General features: G+C 70.3%; 17 protein-coding genes and 1 riboswitch. Of the genes, 4 read left to right on the top strand and 13 right to left on the bottom strand.

Annotated elements, in window-relative coordinates; genetic code table 11:
• The first annotated feature begins 102 nt into the window (after window positions 1–102).
• Entirely contained in the window at window positions 103–729 is a 627-nt protein-coding gene (locus tag SCNRRL3882_RS25515; RefSeq protein ID WP_029181182.1) for an NADPH-dependent F420 reductase, read from the top strand.
• 476 nt (window positions 730–1,205) lie between these two features.
• Here SCNRRL3882_RS25515 and SCNRRL3882_RS25505 read toward each other — a convergent pair whose 3' ends face one another.
• The 5 genes from SCNRRL3882_RS25505 to SCNRRL3882_RS25485 all read right to left on the bottom strand — a co-directional run bounded on the left by SCNRRL3882_RS25505 (window position 1,206) and on the right by SCNRRL3882_RS25485 (window position 4,175).
• Window positions 1,206–1,592 carry a VOC family protein gene (locus SCNRRL3882_RS25505; protein WP_010040047.1) on the bottom strand — a complete coding sequence of 129 codons (387 nt, stop codon included), beginning with the start codon at window positions 1,590–1,592 and terminating at the stop codon, window positions 1,206–1,208.
• Window positions 1,593–1,668: 76 nt separating this feature from the next.
• Window positions 1,669–2,154, bottom strand: a complete 486-nt coding sequence (locus tag SCNRRL3882_RS25500) for a hypothetical protein (protein ID WP_010040046.1) — start codon at window positions 2,152–2,154, stop codon at window positions 1,669–1,671.
• A 67-nt stretch (window positions 2,155–2,221) separates the two neighbouring features.
• Window positions 2,222–3,025, bottom strand: a complete 804-nt coding sequence (locus SCNRRL3882_RS25495) for an alpha/beta fold hydrolase (protein WP_010040045.1) — start codon at window positions 3,023–3,025, stop codon at window positions 2,222–2,224.
• A gap of 83 nt (window positions 3,026–3,108) precedes the next feature.
• Entirely contained in the window at window positions 3,109–3,603 is a 495-nt protein-coding gene (locus tag SCNRRL3882_RS25490) for a DUF2267 domain-containing protein (RefSeq protein WP_010040038.1), read from the bottom strand.
• Window positions 3,604–3,752: 149 nt separating this feature from the next.
• On the bottom strand, window positions 3,753–4,175 hold the full coding sequence (locus SCNRRL3882_RS25485) for an Hsp20/alpha crystallin family protein (protein WP_010040036.1): 423 nt from the start codon (window positions 4,173–4,175) through the stop codon (window positions 3,753–3,755).
• 202 nt (window positions 4,176–4,377) lie between these two features.
• Here SCNRRL3882_RS25485 and SCNRRL3882_RS25480 point away from each other — a divergent pair, with 202 nt between their 5' ends.
• Window positions 4,378–4,680, top strand: coding sequence for a hypothetical protein (locus tag SCNRRL3882_RS25480; protein WP_020272524.1), 303 nt, complete (start codon window positions 4,378–4,380; stop codon window positions 4,678–4,680).
• 521 nt (window positions 4,681–5,201) lie between these two features.
• On the opposite strand, the gene SCNRRL3882_RS25475 is transcribed toward SCNRRL3882_RS25480, so the two are convergent.
• On the bottom strand, window positions 5,202–6,689 hold the full coding sequence (locus tag SCNRRL3882_RS25475; protein WP_010040033.1) for an MFS transporter: 1,488 nt from the start codon (window positions 6,687–6,689) through the stop codon (window positions 5,202–5,204).
• A gap of 99 nt (window positions 6,690–6,788) precedes the next feature.
• A complete protein-coding gene (locus SCNRRL3882_RS25470; RefSeq protein ID WP_010040031.1) occupies window positions 6,789–8,159 on the bottom strand; it encodes a DUF445 domain-containing protein in 1,371 nt (456 codons plus the stop codon).
• Window positions 8,160–8,323: 164 nt separating this feature from the next.
• On the opposite strand from SCNRRL3882_RS25470, the gene SCNRRL3882_RS25465 reads away from it, so the two are divergent.
• Complete coding sequence (locus SCNRRL3882_RS25465) at window positions 8,324–9,658, top strand: SGNH/GDSL hydrolase family protein (RefSeq protein WP_029181180.1); 1,335 nt, start codon at window positions 8,324–8,326, stop codon at window positions 9,656–9,658.
• Window positions 9,659–9,804: 146 nt separating this feature from the next.
• Here the strand turns inward: SCNRRL3882_RS25465 and SCNRRL3882_RS25460 are convergent, their stop codons facing one another.
• From SCNRRL3882_RS25460 to SCNRRL3882_RS25445, 4 genes are read right to left on the bottom strand one after another with little or no spacing between them, the layout of a single operon-like run.
• Window positions 9,805–10,476 carry a DUF1707 SHOCT-like domain-containing protein gene (locus SCNRRL3882_RS25460; protein ID WP_010040027.1) on the bottom strand — a complete coding sequence of 224 codons (672 nt, stop codon included), beginning with the start codon at window positions 10,474–10,476 and terminating at the stop codon, window positions 9,805–9,807.
• Window positions 10,477–10,509: 33 nt separating this feature from the next.
• A complete protein-coding gene (locus SCNRRL3882_RS25455; protein WP_010040025.1) occupies window positions 10,510–11,529 on the bottom strand; it encodes an ABC transporter ATP-binding protein in 1,020 nt (339 codons plus the stop codon).
• Between the two features lie 10 nt (window positions 11,530–11,539).
• The gene (locus SCNRRL3882_RS25450; RefSeq protein ID WP_010040022.1) at window positions 11,540–12,361 is read right to left on the bottom strand and encodes an ABC transporter permease; all 822 of its coding nucleotides are present in this window, start codon (window positions 12,359–12,361) and stop codon (window positions 11,540–11,542) included.
• The gene (locus SCNRRL3882_RS25445) at window positions 12,354–13,154 is read right to left on the bottom strand and encodes an ABC transporter permease (protein ID WP_010040020.1); all 801 of its coding nucleotides are present in this window, start codon (window positions 13,152–13,154) and stop codon (window positions 12,354–12,356) included. The genes SCNRRL3882_RS25450 and SCNRRL3882_RS25445 overlap by 8 nt, the downstream gene beginning before the upstream one ends.
• 416 nt (window positions 13,155–13,570) lie before the next feature.
• On the opposite strand from SCNRRL3882_RS25445, the gene SCNRRL3882_RS25440 reads away from it, so the two are divergent.
• Window positions 13,571–15,979 (top strand): transglycosylase domain-containing protein, encoded by a 2,409-nt coding sequence (locus SCNRRL3882_RS25440; RefSeq protein ID WP_040903217.1) that lies wholly within the window; start codon window positions 13,571–13,573, stop codon window positions 15,977–15,979.
• A gap of 8 nt (window positions 15,980–15,987) precedes the next feature.
• Here the strand turns inward: SCNRRL3882_RS25440 and SCNRRL3882_RS25435 are convergent, their stop codons facing one another.
• Window positions 15,988–16,308, bottom strand: coding sequence for a DMT family transporter (locus tag SCNRRL3882_RS25435; RefSeq protein WP_010040017.1), 321 nt, complete (start codon window positions 16,306–16,308; stop codon window positions 15,988–15,990).
• Between the two features lie 34 nt (window positions 16,309–16,342).
• A riboswitch (guanidine-III (ykkC-III) riboswitch) is annotated at window positions 16,343–16,409 on the bottom strand.
• An 82-nt stretch (window positions 16,410–16,491) separates the two neighbouring features.
• Window positions 16,492–16,848, bottom strand: coding sequence for a GroES family chaperonin (locus SCNRRL3882_RS25430; protein WP_010040015.1), 357 nt, complete (start codon window positions 16,846–16,848; stop codon window positions 16,492–16,494).
• Window positions 16,849–16,863: the final 15 nt, after the last annotated feature.

Below are 16,863 nucleotides of genomic sequence, written 5' to 3'. Positions count from 1 at the left end.
CGTAGCGAGGGGCGAGCGACCACAGACCTACGCCGTTGGTGCCAGTCTCGCCTGAGCCGGTAGTCCGATTCGCCGAGCCCTCACGACGGTTAGCGTCACACCATGCGTATAGGACTACTTGGCACCGGAAACGTCGCCCGAGCACTGGCCCACGGCTGGAGCGCCGCAGGACACGACGTGCTCCTCGGTTCACGCCGTCCCAAAGAGCGGACAGACTTAGGTCTCCCCGTGGCGGGCCTGAGCGAGACGGCCGTCCACGCAGAGGTACTGGTCAACGCCACCCCGGGAACCGTCTCCGTGGACTTACTGCGCTCCATCGGAGCACCAGCGCTGGCCGACACCCTGCTGATCGATGTCGGGGTCGGTCTCTCCGACGACTTCACAGAGCTCTCGCACCCCAACAGCAGTCTTGCCGAACAGATCCAGGAAGCCTTCCCCCTGACCCCCGTCGTCAAGACGCTGTGCACCATGGACTCCACCGTGATGATCGCCCCAGACAGTCTGGACGGCCCCAGCACCGTCTTTCTCTCCGGGGACGACGCCGAAGCCAAACGGACCACAGCCCAGCTGCTCACCGACCTCGGCTGGCCCCCGTCGTCCCAGCTGGACATCGGCGGCATCACCACCGCACGCGGCCAGGAGCACTTCGCCCTGCTCTTCATGGGCATCGCCAACGGTCTGGGATCACACACGTTCAACATCAACGTGGTCACCCGTCCCTCCGCCTAAAACAAGACAGTTCATGAGGGGGGCCGCCTGGTTACCAGCGCTGTAGCCTCCCCGCGTGAGCTGGGAACAGATCATCGAAGCGGCTTCATCCCCGTGTGTGCATGGCTCTCGGTCTGGGCCTTTGTGGAGGCGTGGAACAACTTCTGCCTCTACACCCGCGGGCAGTGGATAGAGGCGCAGATCATCGCCGTCCGTGAGGACACGGACGGCGACGGCGCCCCCCGCTTCTACCCCGAAGTCGCCTTCACTCCTCCGGACAGCGAGGAGGTGAGGGTCAAATCCAAGGTCGGCCGGCTCATCCGATCTACCGTTCGCAGCGGATACGCGTCCGGTACGACCAGCCAAGCCCCGGCGAGCCCGTCTGGAGGGCTACGGCGGGCCTGGTCTGTTCGCCTGCCTATGGGCCTGAGACTTTGACGACAGGGCCTAAGTGCGTTGTGCCATGGATCTACCCCCGGAGCCAGAGCGTCCTGACGTCAGTCCTCCACCCGGTCCAGTTCTCCCCGTTCGACGCAGAACTCGTTGCCCTCGGGGTCGGCCATGACGACCCAGCCCCTGCCGTTCGGGAGGGTGCGGTCCGTCAGGACGCGGGCGCCGAGGCCTGTGGCGCGTTCGACCTCCTCGGAGCGGGTGCGGCCTGTGGGGCCCAGGTCGAAGTGGATGCGGTTCTTGGTTGCCTTGCCTTCCTCGACTCGTACGAAGAGGAGGCCGGGGGCGCCGTTCGGCAACTCGATCAGTACCTCGGAGTCGCCGGGCTTGTCCTCGTCGGAGATCGGGTGGCCGAGCAACTCGGACCAGAAACGGGCCAGTTCGTAGGGCTCTCCGGTGCAGTCGAAGGTGATGTGGCGGATGGTGGGGTTCAACGGTCGTCTCCCTCAGGTGGGTTGATGCGCGGCCGTGCGCTCCGCAGGATGGGCGGGGAGACGGGGCCCTGTCGAACTATTTGCCGCCGTCGGGAAGGTTTCCGTTGCCGCCCAGGTTGGCGACGATCCGGCGCAGGACGTTGATCGTCACTACGAAGTCGGCGGGCGCGATGCCCTGGTGGGTTCGGTCGTGGACGCGGAGGTTGCGTTCCCGGGCGCGGAGGCGGCCGGCCTCGCCCTCCTCGGTCAGGGTCATGGCGCCCGTCGCGTCCTCGGTGAGCCAGCCTCGGGCGATCAGGTCGTCGTAGACCTGGTCGAAGTCGGTGTTCAGGTCGTCGTAGGGGGTCAGGCGGTCGGTCAGGGTCGCTCGGGGCCATGAGCCGGGGGCGCCTGAGGCATGGTTCAGGGTCCACCAGTGGGGCTGGGTGAGGCCCTCCACCGCCAGTTGGGCGCGGAGGGCTCCCACGACCAGGCGGTAGGCCTGGCCCGTCCAGGCGCCGATCGGCTGGGCGGCCAGTTCGTCGTGGGTGTACTCCTTGAGGTCCTTCGTGTGCGTGCTCACGCGATCCCCTCCCGTGGTTGCCTGGTCGCGATCAACGTAGGAGCTCGACTTTGGTTGAGGTCAAGGGTCAGGCGATGAAGGCCCTGATCGCTTCGTAGAGGCGGTCCGGCTGGTCGAGGTGGACGTCGTGGGCCGCGTGGGGGATGCGGACCACCTTGGTGTCCGGGCGGTGGGTGAGCATCGTGGCCGGTTCGTCGGGGCGCATCGTGCCGTGTTCGCCCTGGATGAGGAGGGTGGGACAGGTGATGCGGGACCATTCGGGCCAGTAGGCGGTGGTGGCCAGTTCGGCGACCGTGTCGATGATCGTGGGGCGGTCCCACCTCGGGTACCAGCCGTCTTCTCGTTTCTCCAGGCCTCTCGCCCAGGCCTCGTGGCCCAGGAAGGCCGCCGCCTCGTCGAGGGACGTGAAGGGGGTCGGCCAGCTGTCCAGCCAGGCCGCGATCTGGGCGGGGAGATCCGGGGCCGGGCCGGCCGGGCCCGCTTCGACCAGGATCAGGGACCGCACCAGGTGGGGGTGGGCGGCGGCCAGCAGCAGGGCCGTGTGGCCGCCCAGGGACTGGCCCAGCAGGGTCACGGGGGCCAGGTCCAGTTCCTCGATCAGGGTTACGGCGTCCTCGACATGGGCCGCGCGGGTCGTGGACGCCGGGATGCGGGTGCTGGCGCCGTGGCCCCTGGCGTCGTACGTCACCACGCGGTGGCCGTCGGCCGACAGCCGCGCGGCGAGGGTGTCCCACTCGCCCTGGTGGCCCGCCAGGCCGTGCAGGAGGAGGAACGTGGCCGCGGGTTCCCCTGCGGGGTGGTGGTCCGTGTGGGCGAGGTGCGTGCCGTCGGGGGTGGTGAGAGTTGCGGTTGCGGACCTCGTGCGGGTCAAGTGGCGGCTCCTGGCGGTGACTCCCGGTGTGGCCGACGGCCACCGCCCGCCTCGGCGGTGACCGTCGTACGCGGTTCAGGAGCCTACGATGCCGGGCTCAGGTCCGCTCGGCCGAACAGGAGGGCGTAGCCGGCCGGGAGCTGGGCCAGGATGCGGGTCACCAGGTCGTCGCCGACCAGGGGCGGCAGCACGCTCAGGACCGAGCTGACGTCCCAGCGGGCCGTGGCGGGGGTCGCTCCCTCGATACGGGCCGCGACGGAGTCGACGAACTCGGCGGCGGTCAGCCGGCGCGTGGCCGGGATCTGGGAGGCGACCACCCTGGCGGCCTCCTCGGGCAGGGCGCGGGCGAGGTCGACCCGTTCGTCGCCGATCACATGACCGCCGAGGGCGGACAGGACGATACGGGTGACCCGCTCCGCCTCCGACCTGGTGGGGTACTGGCCCGAATCCCGCACCGCTTCGATCAGCCGGGTCCAGGCGTCGTCGCCTCGGGCGCGGTGGTGGCGCGGCGGGGTGGGGATCAGGGTCTTCGGGGTCGTGAGAGCAGTCGTCACACTGGGCACCGTCGTCACGCTCATGTGTGGGTCTTCCTCCGGATCCGGTCCTGCGTCACGCCGCCGGGCTCGCACTCCGGCGGCGGGGTGAGGGTTGGGGGCGGGGCTGTCCCGCGGGTGGGACGTCCTCGGGACAGCCCCCGTGGGTGCGTGGGTACGCGAGTGCCGTGCCGTCAGCCGCTGAGCTGCTTGGGCCTGTCGCCGCCCGTGATCTGGATGCGGCGCGGCTTGGCCTGCTCGGCCACCGGGATGCGCAGGGTCAGGACGCCGGCCTCGTACGAGGCGTCGATGCGGTCCGTGTCCAGCGTCTCGCCGAGGAAGAGCTGGCGGGTGAAGGTGCCGGTGGGCCGTTCGGCGACGAGCAGCTCCGCCTCCTCGGGGGCGGGGGACCTGCGTTCGGCTCGGACGTTGAGGACGTTGCGTTCGACGTCCAGCTCGATCGTCTCGGGGTCGATGCCGGGGAGGTCGAAGTGGACGAAGAACTCGTCCCCGGAGCGGTAGGCATCCATCGCCATCGCCGACGGGCGGGTGGCGGGGCCGAGGACCTGCTGGGTGAGCCGGTCGAGTTCACGGAAGGGGTCCGTGCGCATGAGCATCACTGGTCACTCCTCTCTTCAGGCTCTGCCTGTGCGATGCCCTTACGTTCTGCGTCTTCTTATATAACTCGGAGGAGGAAACTTGACAAGCCTCGACTCATATCGGAGAGGTGATCTTGTGGTGCCCCGGCGCCGGCGTCTGTCACCTGGGGCGTTAGCCTCAAGGCCGCACGAGCGGGCATGCGAGGCACAGGAGGCAGGTATGGCGAAGGTTCCCAGTGCGGTGATCGCCGCGAGCGGGCTCGTGGGCGGGTACGGCGTGGCCCGCTGGACCAGGCAGCGGCCGCTCGGCGGGGCCGTGCTCGCCGTCGCCGGGGCCGCGGCCGCGCGGCAGTGGCGGCAGCAGGCCGGCGGGGTGGCCGCGGGGGCGTTGTCGGCCGCGTACGTCGCCGCCTTCGCGGGGTCTCATCCGCTGGCCAAGAAGGTGGGTGCCTGGCCCGCGGTGTTCGGGGTGGCGGGGGCCGTGGCCGTGGCGTCCTGGGTGGTGGCCGACCGGCGCGGTTGATCGCCGGTCGGCGCGACGAGTCGAGCGCACAGCGAAGAACCCCGGCCCTGAAACCCAGGGCCGGGGTTCTTGTCTGGAGCGCCGGGCAGGCCTTGCACCTGCATTTCCCCGCAGGAAGCGGGGCGTCTTTCCTTGGACCACCAACGCATCGTCCGTCTACCGGAGTTCGGCGACCGGACGCAGATCAACTATAGCGCAGTTCTTGTTATCGCCTCCGCCGTCCGGCCGTCTCCTCACCGTCCCCCGCAGGAACGCGACTTACGACGTCGAGGTACGACGACGTGACACGACAGATCAGCCGCCGGAGCATGTTGAGGGCCGCGGGCGCGGCAGCCGGAGCCGCCGGCATCGGCGTCGGCGTCGGTACGACCGCGCTCGCGAGTCCGGCCTCCGCCGCCGGCTGCGCCTTCGCTGCACCCACCCTCCCCCAAGCTCTCGACTTCGCTCGAGCAGGGGGACCCTCATCGCCCCAGCGGCACGACTGCCCGCAGCTCAGTCGGCCACGCAGCCAGCTACGCCCCCTACGCCGTCGCCTTCCTGCCTTGTCCCGTCGTGTCCCCCGCTGCCGTGAGGGGCTTGGCGATGTCCTCCAGGGAGCGCCGTTCGGCGCGTACCGCGAGGAGCGCCGCCGCCAGGCCCGCCAGGCACATCAGTGCCGCGCCGATCTGGAAGGCGAGGACCGTGTCGCCGACCTTGCCCGTGCCGGTGAGGTCGGCGAAGAGGAGCGGGCCGCTGATGCCGCCGGCTGCCGTGCCGATGGCGTAGAAGAAGGCGATGGACATGGCGCGGGTCTCCATCGGGAAGACCTCGGAGACCGTCAGGTAGGCGCTGGACGCGCCCGCCGAGGCGAAGAACAGCACCGCGCACCAGCAGGCCGTCAGCGTGCTCGCGCTGAGTGAGCCCTGGTCGAAGAGCCAGGCCGTGCCGAAGAGGAGCAGGCCGGACAGCAGGTACGTGCCGGAGATCATCACCCGGCGGCCCACCGTGTCGAAGAGCTTGCCGAGGAGCAGCGGGCCGCAGAAGTTGCCGAGTGCGATGACGGCGAAGTAGTAGCCGGTGCTGCCGCTCGGGACGTCGAAGAACGTCGTCAGGATCGCGCCGAAGCCGAAGGTGATGGCGTTGTAGAGGAAGGCCTGGCCGATGAAGAGGGAGAAGCCGAGGACGGCGCGGCGGCGGTAGTCGGAGAAGACCGTGCGGCCGATCTCCAGGAAGGAGACGCTGCGGCGCTGGTGGATGGTGATCTCGCCCTCCGCGCGGGGCAGCGGTTCGCCGTGCTCCTGGGTGATCCTCCGCTCGATCGAGGAGACGATGCGTTCCGCTTCGTCGTCACGGCCGTGGATCAGGAGCCAGCGGGGGCTCTCCGGGACGTGCCGGCGGACCAGGAGGATCACCAGGGCCAGGACCGCGCCGAGCGCGAAGGTGAGGCGCCAGCCGACGTTGGCCGCGAAGATGTCCGTGTCCAGCGCGATGATCGAGAGCAGGGAGCCGAAGACCGCGCCCAGCCAGAAGCTGCCGTTGATCATCAGGTCGACGCGGCCGCGGTACTCCTTGGGGATCAGTTCGTCGATCGCGGAGTTGATGGCCGCGTACTCGCCGCCGATGCCGAAGCCGGTGAGGAAGCGGAAGAGGAAGAACCACCAGGTGTCGAAGGCGATCGCGGTGAGGGCGGTGGCGCCGAGGTAGACCGCCAGGGTGATCATGAAGAGTTTTTTACGGCCCCACTTGTCGGTGAGCCGGCCCCAGAAGAGCGCGCCGGAGCAGGCTCCCGCCACGTACAGGGCGGCCGCCAGGCCGGTGACCTCGCCGGAGGTGATGGGCAGGCCGCTGCCGGGCTCCGACAGGCGGCTGGCGATGTTGCCCACGACGGTGACTTCGAGACCGTCGAGGATCCACACCGTGCCGAGGCCGATGACGATCGTCCAGTGCCAGCGCGACCAGGGGAGGCGGTCGAGGCGGGCGGGGATGTCGGTGGTGACGGTTCGGCCGGTCCCGGCCTGCGCGGTGGTCATGGGCTCCCTCCTCATCGAGAAGAACCCGGTTCGAGTGCCCTGAGCGGAAGTGCTTACGCCCTGACACCTCGCCGTGCCCGCGCGTCACGTCCCCGCGGCTCACGCCCCCAGCGCGTGCGACACCGTGTAGATCAGCAGGCCGGCGAGCGAGCCGACCACCGTGCCGTTGATCCGGATGAACTGGAGGTCGCGGCCGATGTTCGCCTCGATCTTCCTCGTGGTGTGCTCGGCGTCCCAGCTCGCCACCGTGTCCGTGATCAGGGAGGTGATCTCCTTGCGGTAGGTGGTGACGACGTAGACGGCCGCGTCCTCCACCCACTTGTCGACCTTGTCCTGCACCTTGCGCTCGGCCGCCATCCGGGAGCCCAGCGACAGCAGGGAGGCCCGTACGCGCAGTCGCAGTTCGCTGCGCTCGTCCTCAGCCGCCGCGACGATCATGGATCGTACGGCCGTCCAGGCGCTGGCGATGAGGTCCTGGACCTCGCCACGGCCCAGCACCTCGCCCTTGAGGCGCTCGACCCGGCCGCGGGTGTCGGTGTCCGACTGGAGGTCGGAGGCGAAGTCGGTGAGGAAGCGGTCGAGGGCGCCGCGCGCGGGGTGGGCGGGCATGTCGCGCATCTCGGTGGCGAAGCGCAGCAGTTCCTTGTAGACGCGCTCGCCGACCTTGCGGTCGACGAACCTCGGCGTCCAGCCGGGGGCGCCGCCCTCCACGGCGTCCATCACCTCGTCGCGGTGCAGCACCAGCCAGTCGTGCGCGCGGGTGACGACGAGGTCGACGACCCGTTTGTGACCGCCGTCGGCGACGATCTTCTCCAGCATCTTGCCGATGCCCGGCCCGATCTCCTGGGCGTTGGCGCGGCGCGTGATCGCCTCGCCGACCACCGCCTGGACGTCGGAGTCGCGCAGGACGGTCAGGGCGCCGCGCAGGGCGGTGGAGAGCTCCGCCGTGACCCGGTCGGCGTGCTCGGGGACGGCGAGCCAGGCGCCGAGGCGGCTGCCGATGCCGACGGCGCGCAGCCGCTGCCGTACGACGTCCTCGGAGAGGAAGTTCTCACCGACGAACTCGCCGAGGGAGACGCCGAACTGGTCCTTCTTGGTGGGGATGATCGCGGTGTGCGGGATGGGGATGCCGAGGGGGTGGCGGAAGAGGGCGGTGACGGCGAACCAGTCGGCGAGCGCGCCGACCATGCCCGCCTCGGAGGCCGCGGCGACATAGCCCGCCCAGGGGCCCGCGCCGGAGTTCTGGGCCCACTTGGCGAGGATGTAGACCACGGCCACGAACAGCAGGAGCCCGGTGGCGGTGAGTTTCATGCGGCGTACGCCGCGCTGCTTCTCCTCGTCCGCGGGGCTGAAGGTGGCCATCGTGCGGTTCGTGGTGACGCCGGGGCGGGCATGCTGCCCTCCGACGCCGACCTTTTCTTCTGCTTTCGTCCGTTCCATCCGCTCCACCCGCTCGGTGATCCCGCACACATTGTCCCTTCCTGACCGACTCCTGGAACGGAACAGGAGTTCCCGGCGTCTGTCGGGAGGGGGTAATGCCACGGGGTCCTGTGAGCTTCCCCCGGCCCATGACGCATCATGGGCATATCAGATCGGAGCCTTGGGCTCCCATCGCCCGAGGAGAACTACACAGCATGACCCGGGGTCGTGGTTACGCCCTATTGGCCGTCGTCGTCGCAGCGATCGTGGCCCTTTCCACCGCCATATACGTCGGAGTGGCGTCCGACGACGGCACGCCGACGCGGAACGCCCTCACCGGCGACCGCCTCCCTAACAACTCCGCCGCCCCCGCCTCCACCGGCACCTGGGTCGGCACCTGGTCCACCTCCCCGGCAGCCGCCGAGCCGGGGACGGAGACGACCGGCATGGCGGACCGTTCGGTGCGCAACGTCGTCCACACCAGTGTCGGCGGTACGAGTGCCCGCGTGACGCTGTCCAATCTCTACGGCCAGTCCCCGCTGAACATCACGCGCGCCTCGATCGCCGTCGCCGCCGGGAGCGGCACGGCCGCCGCGCTCTCGGACACCCTGCGGCAGCTGACCTTCAACGGCGGGCCGACGGTCGTCATCCCGCCCGGCCGGCAGGTGATGAGCGACGCCGTGCGCATCGCCATCCCGCACGACGCGGACGTCCTGATCACCACGTACACGCCGACCAGCTCCGGCCCGGTGACGTACCACCCGCACGCCCGGCAGATCTCCTACGTCGCCCAGGGCGACCACACGGCCGACGCGACGGGCGCGCCGTACACCGAGCAGACCATGTACTGGCGTTACGTGACCGCGCTGGACGTGCTGAGCAACGAGTCCGACGGGACGGTCGTCGTCCTCGGCGACTCGCTCACCGACGGGATCACCTCCACCGCGGGCGCCAACAACAGGTGGACCGACGTCCTGTACGACAAGCTACGCGCGGAGATCGCCGCCGGGCGGGACCTCCCCCGCTACAGCGTCGTCAACCAGGGCATCAGCGGCAACCGGGTCCTCACGGACGGGCTGGGCCGGCCGGCGGACAACCCCAGCGGGCTGAACCGCTTCGGGCGGGACGTGCTGGAGCGGACGAACGTCAAGGTCGTCGTCATCGACCTCGGGGTCAACGACATCCTGCGCAATCCGCGGCTCGCGGATCCGAACGCGATCGTCGGCGGGTTGCGCACGCTGGTCGAGCAGGCGCATGCGCGGGGGCTGAAGGTCGTGGGGGCGACCCTGATGCCCTTCGGTGGGCACCGGGGGTACTCCGAGGCGCGGGAGGCCGTGCGGCAGCAGATCAACGCGGAAATCCGGGCGGGGCGGGTCTTCGATGCGGTGGTCGACTTCGACAAGGCGCTGCGTGATCCTTATGACCCGCGCCGGCTGCGGGCCGACTACGACTCGGGGGATCATCTGCATCCCAGTGACAAGGGATATGCGCGGATGGCGGAGGCGTTCGATCTGGAGACGTTGAAGGGGTCGGTGCCGGCGGAGCTGTAGAGCCGACGGAACTGTAGAACTGCCTGCTGGTGAGCACTGGCGTCGGCGCTGTGGCGGGGTGGGTGCGCGACCCGGCGCTGCGGGGTGCCGTCTGCGCCCACCCGTGCCGCCCCGAGCGGCACGGGTGCCCGCAGTCAGCAGGCACCTCAGTCCAGCTGGCGACGCCGCTCCTCGCGGAGCCGCTGCTTCTCTGCCCGGGGCAGCTTTCGCTGGACTCCGACGCCGCCCCAGAAGGCGAAGCCGGTGATGACGACGCGTGGTGCGCCGGGGATGCCGGGGACGCCCTCCTCCTGGTGGTCGAAGCCGCCCATGATGCCGATGCCGCGGACGACGACCTCCACGCCGGGCGGGACGATGACGTCCACCCCGCCCATGATCGCGATCGCGTTGATCTCGACCTCGCGGTCCGCGAAGTTCGCCTCGCGCAGGTCGATCTCCCCGCCGCCGCAGAGGGCGAGGCAGGTGAACCGCCGGGGCATCGTCCAGCGCCCCTTGCGCTGGAAGCCGGACATCACGGCCACGGCCCACGACGAGGAGCCCTCCCCGCCGACGATCCGCCCGGACCAGTTCGAGCCGTCCGGGCCGGCGGCGGGCTCCTTGGTCAGTGACACGGAGGGCGCCGTGACGCCCGCGGCCGGCAGGTCCCGGGTGATCGGCGTCAGTTCCCCGTACGTCCGCGCCTGATACGTGGCGTCCAGCCGCTCCTCGAACTCCGACATGTCGAGACGGCCCTCCGCGAGGGCGTCCCGGAGGATTTCGGCGACCCGTTCACGGTCGGCGTCGGAGGCGCGGAGGTCCGGGACTGAGTCGTCGGTCATACACAGCAGATTACGAGTTCACCCGGCCGGGGGCTACGAGATCGCCCGCTCGGCCTGTTCCGCGTACATTTTCGCGATCACCGCCTCGATGTCCGGCTCCCGCACCGACAGGTCCACCAGCGGGTACTCCGCCGCGATCCGCGCGACGAGCGGTGCCGCGGATTCCGCCGCCGGGAACGCCAGCCACTGCCGCGGGCCGTCCACCCGGACGACCCGGGCGGGCGCCGGGGCGTCGATCGGCGGCAGTTCCCGCTCCAGGTCCACCACCAGGGTCCGCTCGCTCTCCCCCGCCTCGTGCAGCCCGGCGAGCGGGCCGTCGTACATCAGGCGTCCGTGGTCGATGACCATCACCCGCTTGCACAACTGCTCGATGTCCTGGAGGTCGTGCGTGGTCAGCAGCACCGTCGTGCCGCGCTCGGCGTTCAACTCCCGCAGGAACTCCCGCACCTTGGACTTGGAGACGACGTCGAGGCCGATGGTCGGCTCGTCGAGGTACAGCACCTCCGGGTCGTGCAGCAGGGCCGCGGCGATGTCGCCGCGCATCCGCTGCCCGAGCGAGAGCTGCCGTACCGGCACGTCCAGCAGGTCGCCCAGGTCGAGGAGTTCGACCAGACGGCCGAGGTTCTCGCGGTAACGGGCGTCCGGGATCCGGTACATGCGGTGCATCAGCCGGTACGAGTCGACCAGCGGGAGGTCCCACCACAGGGTGGTGCGCTGCCCGAACACCACGCCGATGCGGTGCGCGAGGCGGGTGCGTTCGCGGGAGGGGTCGATGCCGGCGACCCGGAGCCGGCCGGCGCTCGGTGTGAGGATGCCGGTCAGCATCTTGATCGTGGTCGACTTGCCGGCGCCGTTCGGGCCGATGTAGCCGACCATCTCGCCGCGTTCCACGCGGAAGGAGATCGAGTCGACGGCCCGGACCTGCCGCCGCTCCCGTTTCATGAAGCCGGTCTTCTTGCGCACGTCGAAGACCTTCTCGACGCCGTCGAGTTCGATGAACCCGCCGTCCGCTCCGGTCGACCCGTCGTCCATTCCGGTCAGCCCGCTGTCCATGCCGGTCACCTCAACTCCCTGTACTCCGGTACGAACGAAGCCCCACCCGCCATGCCATCCCCGCCAGCGCGCAGCAGGCCACCGCCACCAGCGGCGACGTGAAGGCCGCCCACCCGGGCAACTCGACCGGGTACGGCCGGCCCAGCACGTAGGCGGCGGGGACCCAGTTGACGAAGGCGAGCGGCAGCATGAAGGTCACGCCGCGCACCAGGTCCTTCCCGAACACCGTCGGCGGATACTGGAGCAGCGTGGTCCCGCCGTACGTGAACGCGTTCTGCACCTCGGCGGCGTCCTGGGCGAAGATCTGGAAGGCCGCGCCCGCCACGAACACCGCCGAGAAGATCGCCGCGCCGCTGACCACCATCACCGGCACCAGCAGCGCCTTCGGCGCGCTCCAGTCGACGTCGACCGAGGCCAGCGCCCAGCCCAGGACCACCGCGCCCTGGGTGATCCGGCCCAGCCGGCGCAGCGCGAAGCGGTCGGCGCCGACCTGGGCGAGCACCGGCGCGGGACGCACGAGCAGGATGTCGAACGAGCCGTCGCGCATCCGGGCACCCAGGACGTCCATCGAGCCGAGCACCAGGTCGGCGATCCCGAACGCCGTCACCGACAGCCCGTACAGGAAGGCGATCTCGGGCAGTGACCAGCCGCCCAGCGAGTCGACCTGGGAGAACATCAGCAGGATCCCCACGAAGTCCAGGCCGGTGACCAGCAGGTTGCCGAACACCGTGACGACGAAGGAGGTGCGGTAGGTCATGCTGGACCGCACCCACATCCCGGCGATCAACCGGTAGGCCCGCAGGCCCTCCAGCAGGACGCTCCGCTCACCCACCCTGCACCACCACCCGGCGCGTCGCGGCCGACTGCACCAGCCGCCCCGCCGCGAGCAGCGCCACGGCCCACGCCGCCTGGAAGGCGAACGCCCCGAGCGGGTCGGTCTCCCCCATCAGCACGTCCGCCGGCATCTGGATCTGCGCCGCCCACGGCAGCACCCGCACGATGTCGCCGAACACGCCCGGGAAGGCGTTCAGCGGCAGCACCATGCCCGAGAAGAAGACCCCCGTGATCATCAGCACCTGGTTGACGCCCATGCCGTCCATGAGCCAGAACACGCTCAGGGCCGCCAGGTAGCGGATCGCGAAGCTGACGACCGCCGCCAGCAGGAGCGTGACCACGAAGGCCGCCCAGGGGGTGACCGACGTCGGCAGCGTCATGGGGAAGAAGACCGCGCCGAACGCGAAGGGGACGACGCCCCGCCCCAGCATCTGGAACAGCGCCCGCCCCACGTCGCCCGCCAGCCACCACAGCTGGAGATCGGCCGGCCGGTACAGGTCGACGGCGATCTCACCGGTGCGGATGCGCTCCATCAGGTCCTTCTCGGCGCCGCCGCCCTGGATGGCGAGGGTCGCGTAGAGGCACTGTCCCAGCCACACGTAGGTCACGGCCTGCGCCTGGTCGTACCCTCCCAGGTGCGGCTTCTCGTCCCACAGCGCCAGGTAGGTGTAGACGAGGATGACGCCGAAGACCGTGTTGGTGAACACCCCGGCCACGGTGGCCGCCCGATACGTCGCGTACCGCCTGAAGCCCCCCGCCGCGACGGCCGCGTACAACCGTCCCGAGCCCACATCCACAGCCCTCCTCGCCGCCGGGCACCGAAGCGCAGGAGCCTAGTGGACCGGCGATCACGCGTGCCACGGGTTTTCCCGCCCCCGGGAAACGCCGTCGGGCGCCCCACGGGGAGTTCGCGCACCGGCCCAGACGGTACGATCCAGTCCGTCCGCGTGGGCCGAGGCGCCCGCCCTTCAGGCGAATCTCGCGCAGGCAGGATCGCTGTTCGAACAGACATGCAGGATGGCCCGGTTCACTCTGCGCCCGTCCCGTGCGTTCGCCCACGCGCCGCCCGCCTCGCCACACGGCTCACGACACGGCCCTCGGTCAGGGAACTGATCGCCGGATGGGACAGTCTTCATCACAGGGGCGCAAGAGCGAGCAGAGACGTACGGGAACGACGTACGACGCGAAACAGGAGTCCGTGCACGACATGAGTGACGAGCCTCAGCCGCAGCAGCCGACACCGGGCTGGGCACCGAGAGAGCCGCAGGCGGACGGCGACCCGACCACGCCGGAGAACCGGCCGGCCGGGAAACCGAAGCGCACCGGCTGGCGCCGGGTGATCCCGACCTGGCGCATGACGCTCGGCGCCTTCATCATCGTCGCCCTGCTGCTGGTCGGCGGCTTCTTCCTCGGCTACTCGCTGGTGCAGATCCCACCGGCCAACGCGCTCGCCACCAAGCAGGCCAACGTCTACCTCTACGCGGACGGCTCGGTGATCGCCCGCGACGGCGAGGTCAACCGGGAGAACGTCACCCTCCCGCAGATCTCCAAGGACGCCCAGCACGCGATCCTGGCCGCCGAGGACCGCGACTTCTACACCGAGTCCGCCGTCGACCCCAAGGCCATGCTCCGCGCGGCCTGGAACACGGCCCTCGGCAAGGGCAAGCAGTCCGGCTCCACGATCACGCAGCAGTACGTGAAGAACTACTACCTGCGCCAGGAACAGACCGTCACGCGCAAGGCCAAGGAGTTCTTCATCGCGATCAAGCTGGACCGCGAGGTCAGCAAGGACCACATCCTCGAGGGCTACCTCAACACCAGCTACTTCGGCCGCAACGCCTACGGCATCCAGGCCGCCGCCCAGGCCTACTACGGCATGGACGCCACGGACCTCGACCCGGCCCGCGCCGCCTACCTCGCCGCCCTCGTCAACGCGCCCAGCCAGTACGACGTCGTCGCCCACCCCGAGAACCGCAAGGCCGCCGAGGCCCGCTGGAACTACGTCCTGGACGGCATGGTCAAGAAGGGCTGGCTCGGCGAGTCCGAGCGGGCCGGCATGAAGTTCCCGGTGCCGAAGGAGTCCACCCTCTCCACCGGCATGTCCGGGCAGCGCGGCTACATCGTGCGGACCGTCAAGGACTACCTCACCCAGAACAAGATCATCGACGAGAGGCAGCTCGACGCGGGCGGCTACCGCATCACCACGACGCTCCAGAAGCCCCGGCAGGACGCGTTCGTGAAGGCCGTCAACGACAAGCTGATGGACAAGCTGGACAAGAAGAACAACAAGGTCGACCGCTACGTCCGCGCGGGCGGCGCCTCCGTCGACCCCAAGACCGGCGAGGTCGTGGCGATGTACAACGGCATCGACTACGTCAAGCAGTACACCCCGAACGCCACCCGCAGGGACTTCCAGGTCGGCTCCACCTTCAAGCCGTTCGTGTTCACCGCCGCCGTCGAGAACCACTCGGAGACCCAGGACGGCCGCGTGATCACCCCGAACACGATCTACGACGGCACCAACAAGCGCCCCGTCCAGGGCTGGTCCGGCGATCCCTACGCCCCCGAGAACGAGGACCAGCGCTCCTACGGCGACATCACCGTCACCGAGGCGACCGACAGTTCCGTGAACTCGGTGTACGCGCAGATGGCGGCCGACGTGGGCCCCTCGAAGGTCAAGCAGACCGCGATCGACCTCGGCATCCCCGAGGCCACCCCCGACCTCGCCGACGGCCCCGCCATCGCGCTCGGCACGGCCACCGCCAGCGTCCTCGACATGGCGGAGGCCTACGCCACGCTCGCCAACCACGGCCGGCACGGCACGTACACCATGGTCAAGAAGGTCACCAAGGAGGGCTCGCCGATCGAGCTGCCGGAGCGGCGCACCCGGCAGGCGGTGAGCCGCGAGGCCGCCGACACCACCACCTCGATGCTGCAGAGCGTCGTCCAGAACGGCACGGCCTCCGCCGCGCAGGGCTTGGGCCGCCCCGTCGCCGGCAAGACCGGCACCGCCGAGGAGGACACGGCGGCCTGGTTCGCGGGCTACACCCCCGATCTCGCGACGGTCGTCTCCGTCATGGGCCAGGACCCGGTCACCGCCGCCCACAAGTCGCTGTACGGCGCGATGGGCCTGCCCCGCGTCAACGGCGGCGGGGCGCCCACGGAGATCTGGACCCAGTTCACCCAGGACGCCCTCAAGGGCAAGCCCGTCAAGGAGTTCGACCTCAGGCTCCAGCCCGGCGCCGACGCCTCGCAGGCCCCCGGCACCGAGCCCCCGGCCGACCCCACCACGGGCGGCACCACCGACGGCGGCAGCACGTCCACCGGCGGCCAGGAGACCGGCACCGAGACGCCCGGCCAGTCCCCGAGCGCACCCGAGGGGCAGACCCAGGGCCAGACCGACGGCGGCACCACCGACGGCAGCACGGGCGGCGAGTCCCCGACCGGCGGCGGCACCGCGGACGGCGGGACCGGCGACGGCGGCACCGCCACCGACGGCGGCACGACCGACGGCGGTACGACGGAGGGCGGCGGCGACGCGACCGACGGCGGCGCGACGGGCGGCCCGACGGGCCCCGGCTGGGGCGTGGTCCCGCAGGGCGCGCGCCGCGAATAGGGCCGGCCTCAGTGGCCTGACGTCGCCTTCAGCCCCACCACGGCGACCAGCAGCAGGCCCACGAAGAAGATCCGGGCGGCGGTGGCCGGCTCCCCCAGCACGGCCATGCCGAACACCGCCGCCCCGGCCGCCCCGATGCCCACCCACACGCCGTAGGCGGTACCGATGGGCAGGGTCTTGGCGGCCTGGGACAGCAGCAGCATGCTGGCGACGATGCCGGCACCGGTGAGAACGCTGGGGAGCGGACGCGTGAACCCGTCGGTGTACTTCATGCCGACGGACCACCCGACTTCGAGCAGACCGGCGACGACGAGCAGAACCCAGGCCATGACGGGCACCTCCGGGAAACGGGCTGACGGTGTGGGTGCGTCGTCTTTGCCTTCGTCCCGGTACGGCGCGTCTCGTCGGGGTCACTCCAACGTAGCAAAGCAACGGCGGAGGGGCCGGTGACGGTCGTCACCGGCCCCTCCGCCGTTGCTGCCCGGACTGCGGATCCGGACTACAGAGCCGGACTACAGATAGAGACCCGTCGAGTCCTCCGAGCCCTCGAACCGGTCCGCGGCCACGGCGTGCAGATCACGCTCGCGCATGAGCACGTACGCGATACCGCGCACCTCGACCTCGGCGCGGTCCTCCGGGTCGAACAGAACCCGGTCGCCCGGCTCCACGGTCCGTACGTTCTGCCCCACCGCGACGACCTCGGCCCAGGCCAGCCGCCGGCCGACCGCCGCCGTGGCGGGGATCAGGATGCCGCCGCCGGAACGCCGCTCGCCCTCGCTGGTGTCCTGCCGCACGAGTACGCGGTCGTGCAGCATCCGGATGGGCAGCTTGTCGGGATGGGTGCTGTGCTCGTTTCTCTTGGCGCTCACGCCCTGAAACCTACC

The sequence above is a fragment of the Streptomyces chartreusis NRRL 3882 genome, from assembly GCF_900236475.1.
In the GTDB taxonomy this organism is placed as follows: Bacteria; Actinomycetota; Actinomycetes; order Streptomycetales; family Streptomycetaceae; genus Streptomyces; species Streptomyces chartreusis_D.
The sequence above is the reverse complement of the archived record's forward strand: the minus strand, read 5'-3'. Positions and strand labels throughout refer to the sequence as shown.

What these genes read in the sequence shown, in the direction of transcription:
- SCNRRL3882_RS25460 (WP_010040027.1), bottom strand. Translation starts at nt 10,476, where the DNA reads ATGACCGACGACTCAGTCCCGGACCTCCGCGCCTCCGACGCCGACCGT.
- SCNRRL3882_RS25435 (WP_010040017.1), bottom strand. Translation starts at nt 16,308, where the DNA reads ATGGCCTGGGTTCTGCTCGTCGTCGCCGGTCTGCTCGAAGTCGGGTGG.
- SCNRRL3882_RS25440 (WP_040903217.1), top strand. Translation starts at nt 13,571, where the DNA reads ATGAGTGACGAGCCTCAGCCGCAGCAGCCGACACCGGGCTGGGCACCG.
- SCNRRL3882_RS25515 (WP_029181182.1), top strand. Translation starts at nt 103, where the DNA reads ATGCGTATAGGACTACTTGGCACCGGAAACGTCGCCCGAGCACTGGCC.
- SCNRRL3882_RS25490 (WP_010040038.1), bottom strand. Translation starts at nt 3,603, where the DNA reads ATGAGCGTGACGACGGTGCCCAGTGTGACGACTGCTCTCACGACCCCG.
- SCNRRL3882_RS25455 (WP_010040025.1), bottom strand. Translation starts at nt 11,529, where the DNA reads ATGGACAGCGGGCTGACCGGAATGGACGACGGGTCGACCGGAGCGGAC.
- SCNRRL3882_RS25480 (WP_020272524.1), top strand. Translation starts at nt 4,378, where the DNA reads ATGGCGAAGGTTCCCAGTGCGGTGATCGCCGCGAGCGGGCTCGTGGGC.
- SCNRRL3882_RS25475 (WP_010040033.1), bottom strand. Translation starts at nt 6,689, where the DNA reads ATGACCACCGCGCAGGCCGGGACCGGCCGAACCGTCACCACCGACATC.
- SCNRRL3882_RS25465 (WP_029181180.1), top strand. Translation starts at nt 8,324, where the DNA reads ATGACCCGGGGTCGTGGTTACGCCCTATTGGCCGTCGTCGTCGCAGCG.
- SCNRRL3882_RS25485 (WP_010040036.1), bottom strand. Translation starts at nt 4,175, where the DNA reads ATGCTCATGCGCACGGACCCCTTCCGTGAACTCGACCGGCTCACCCAG.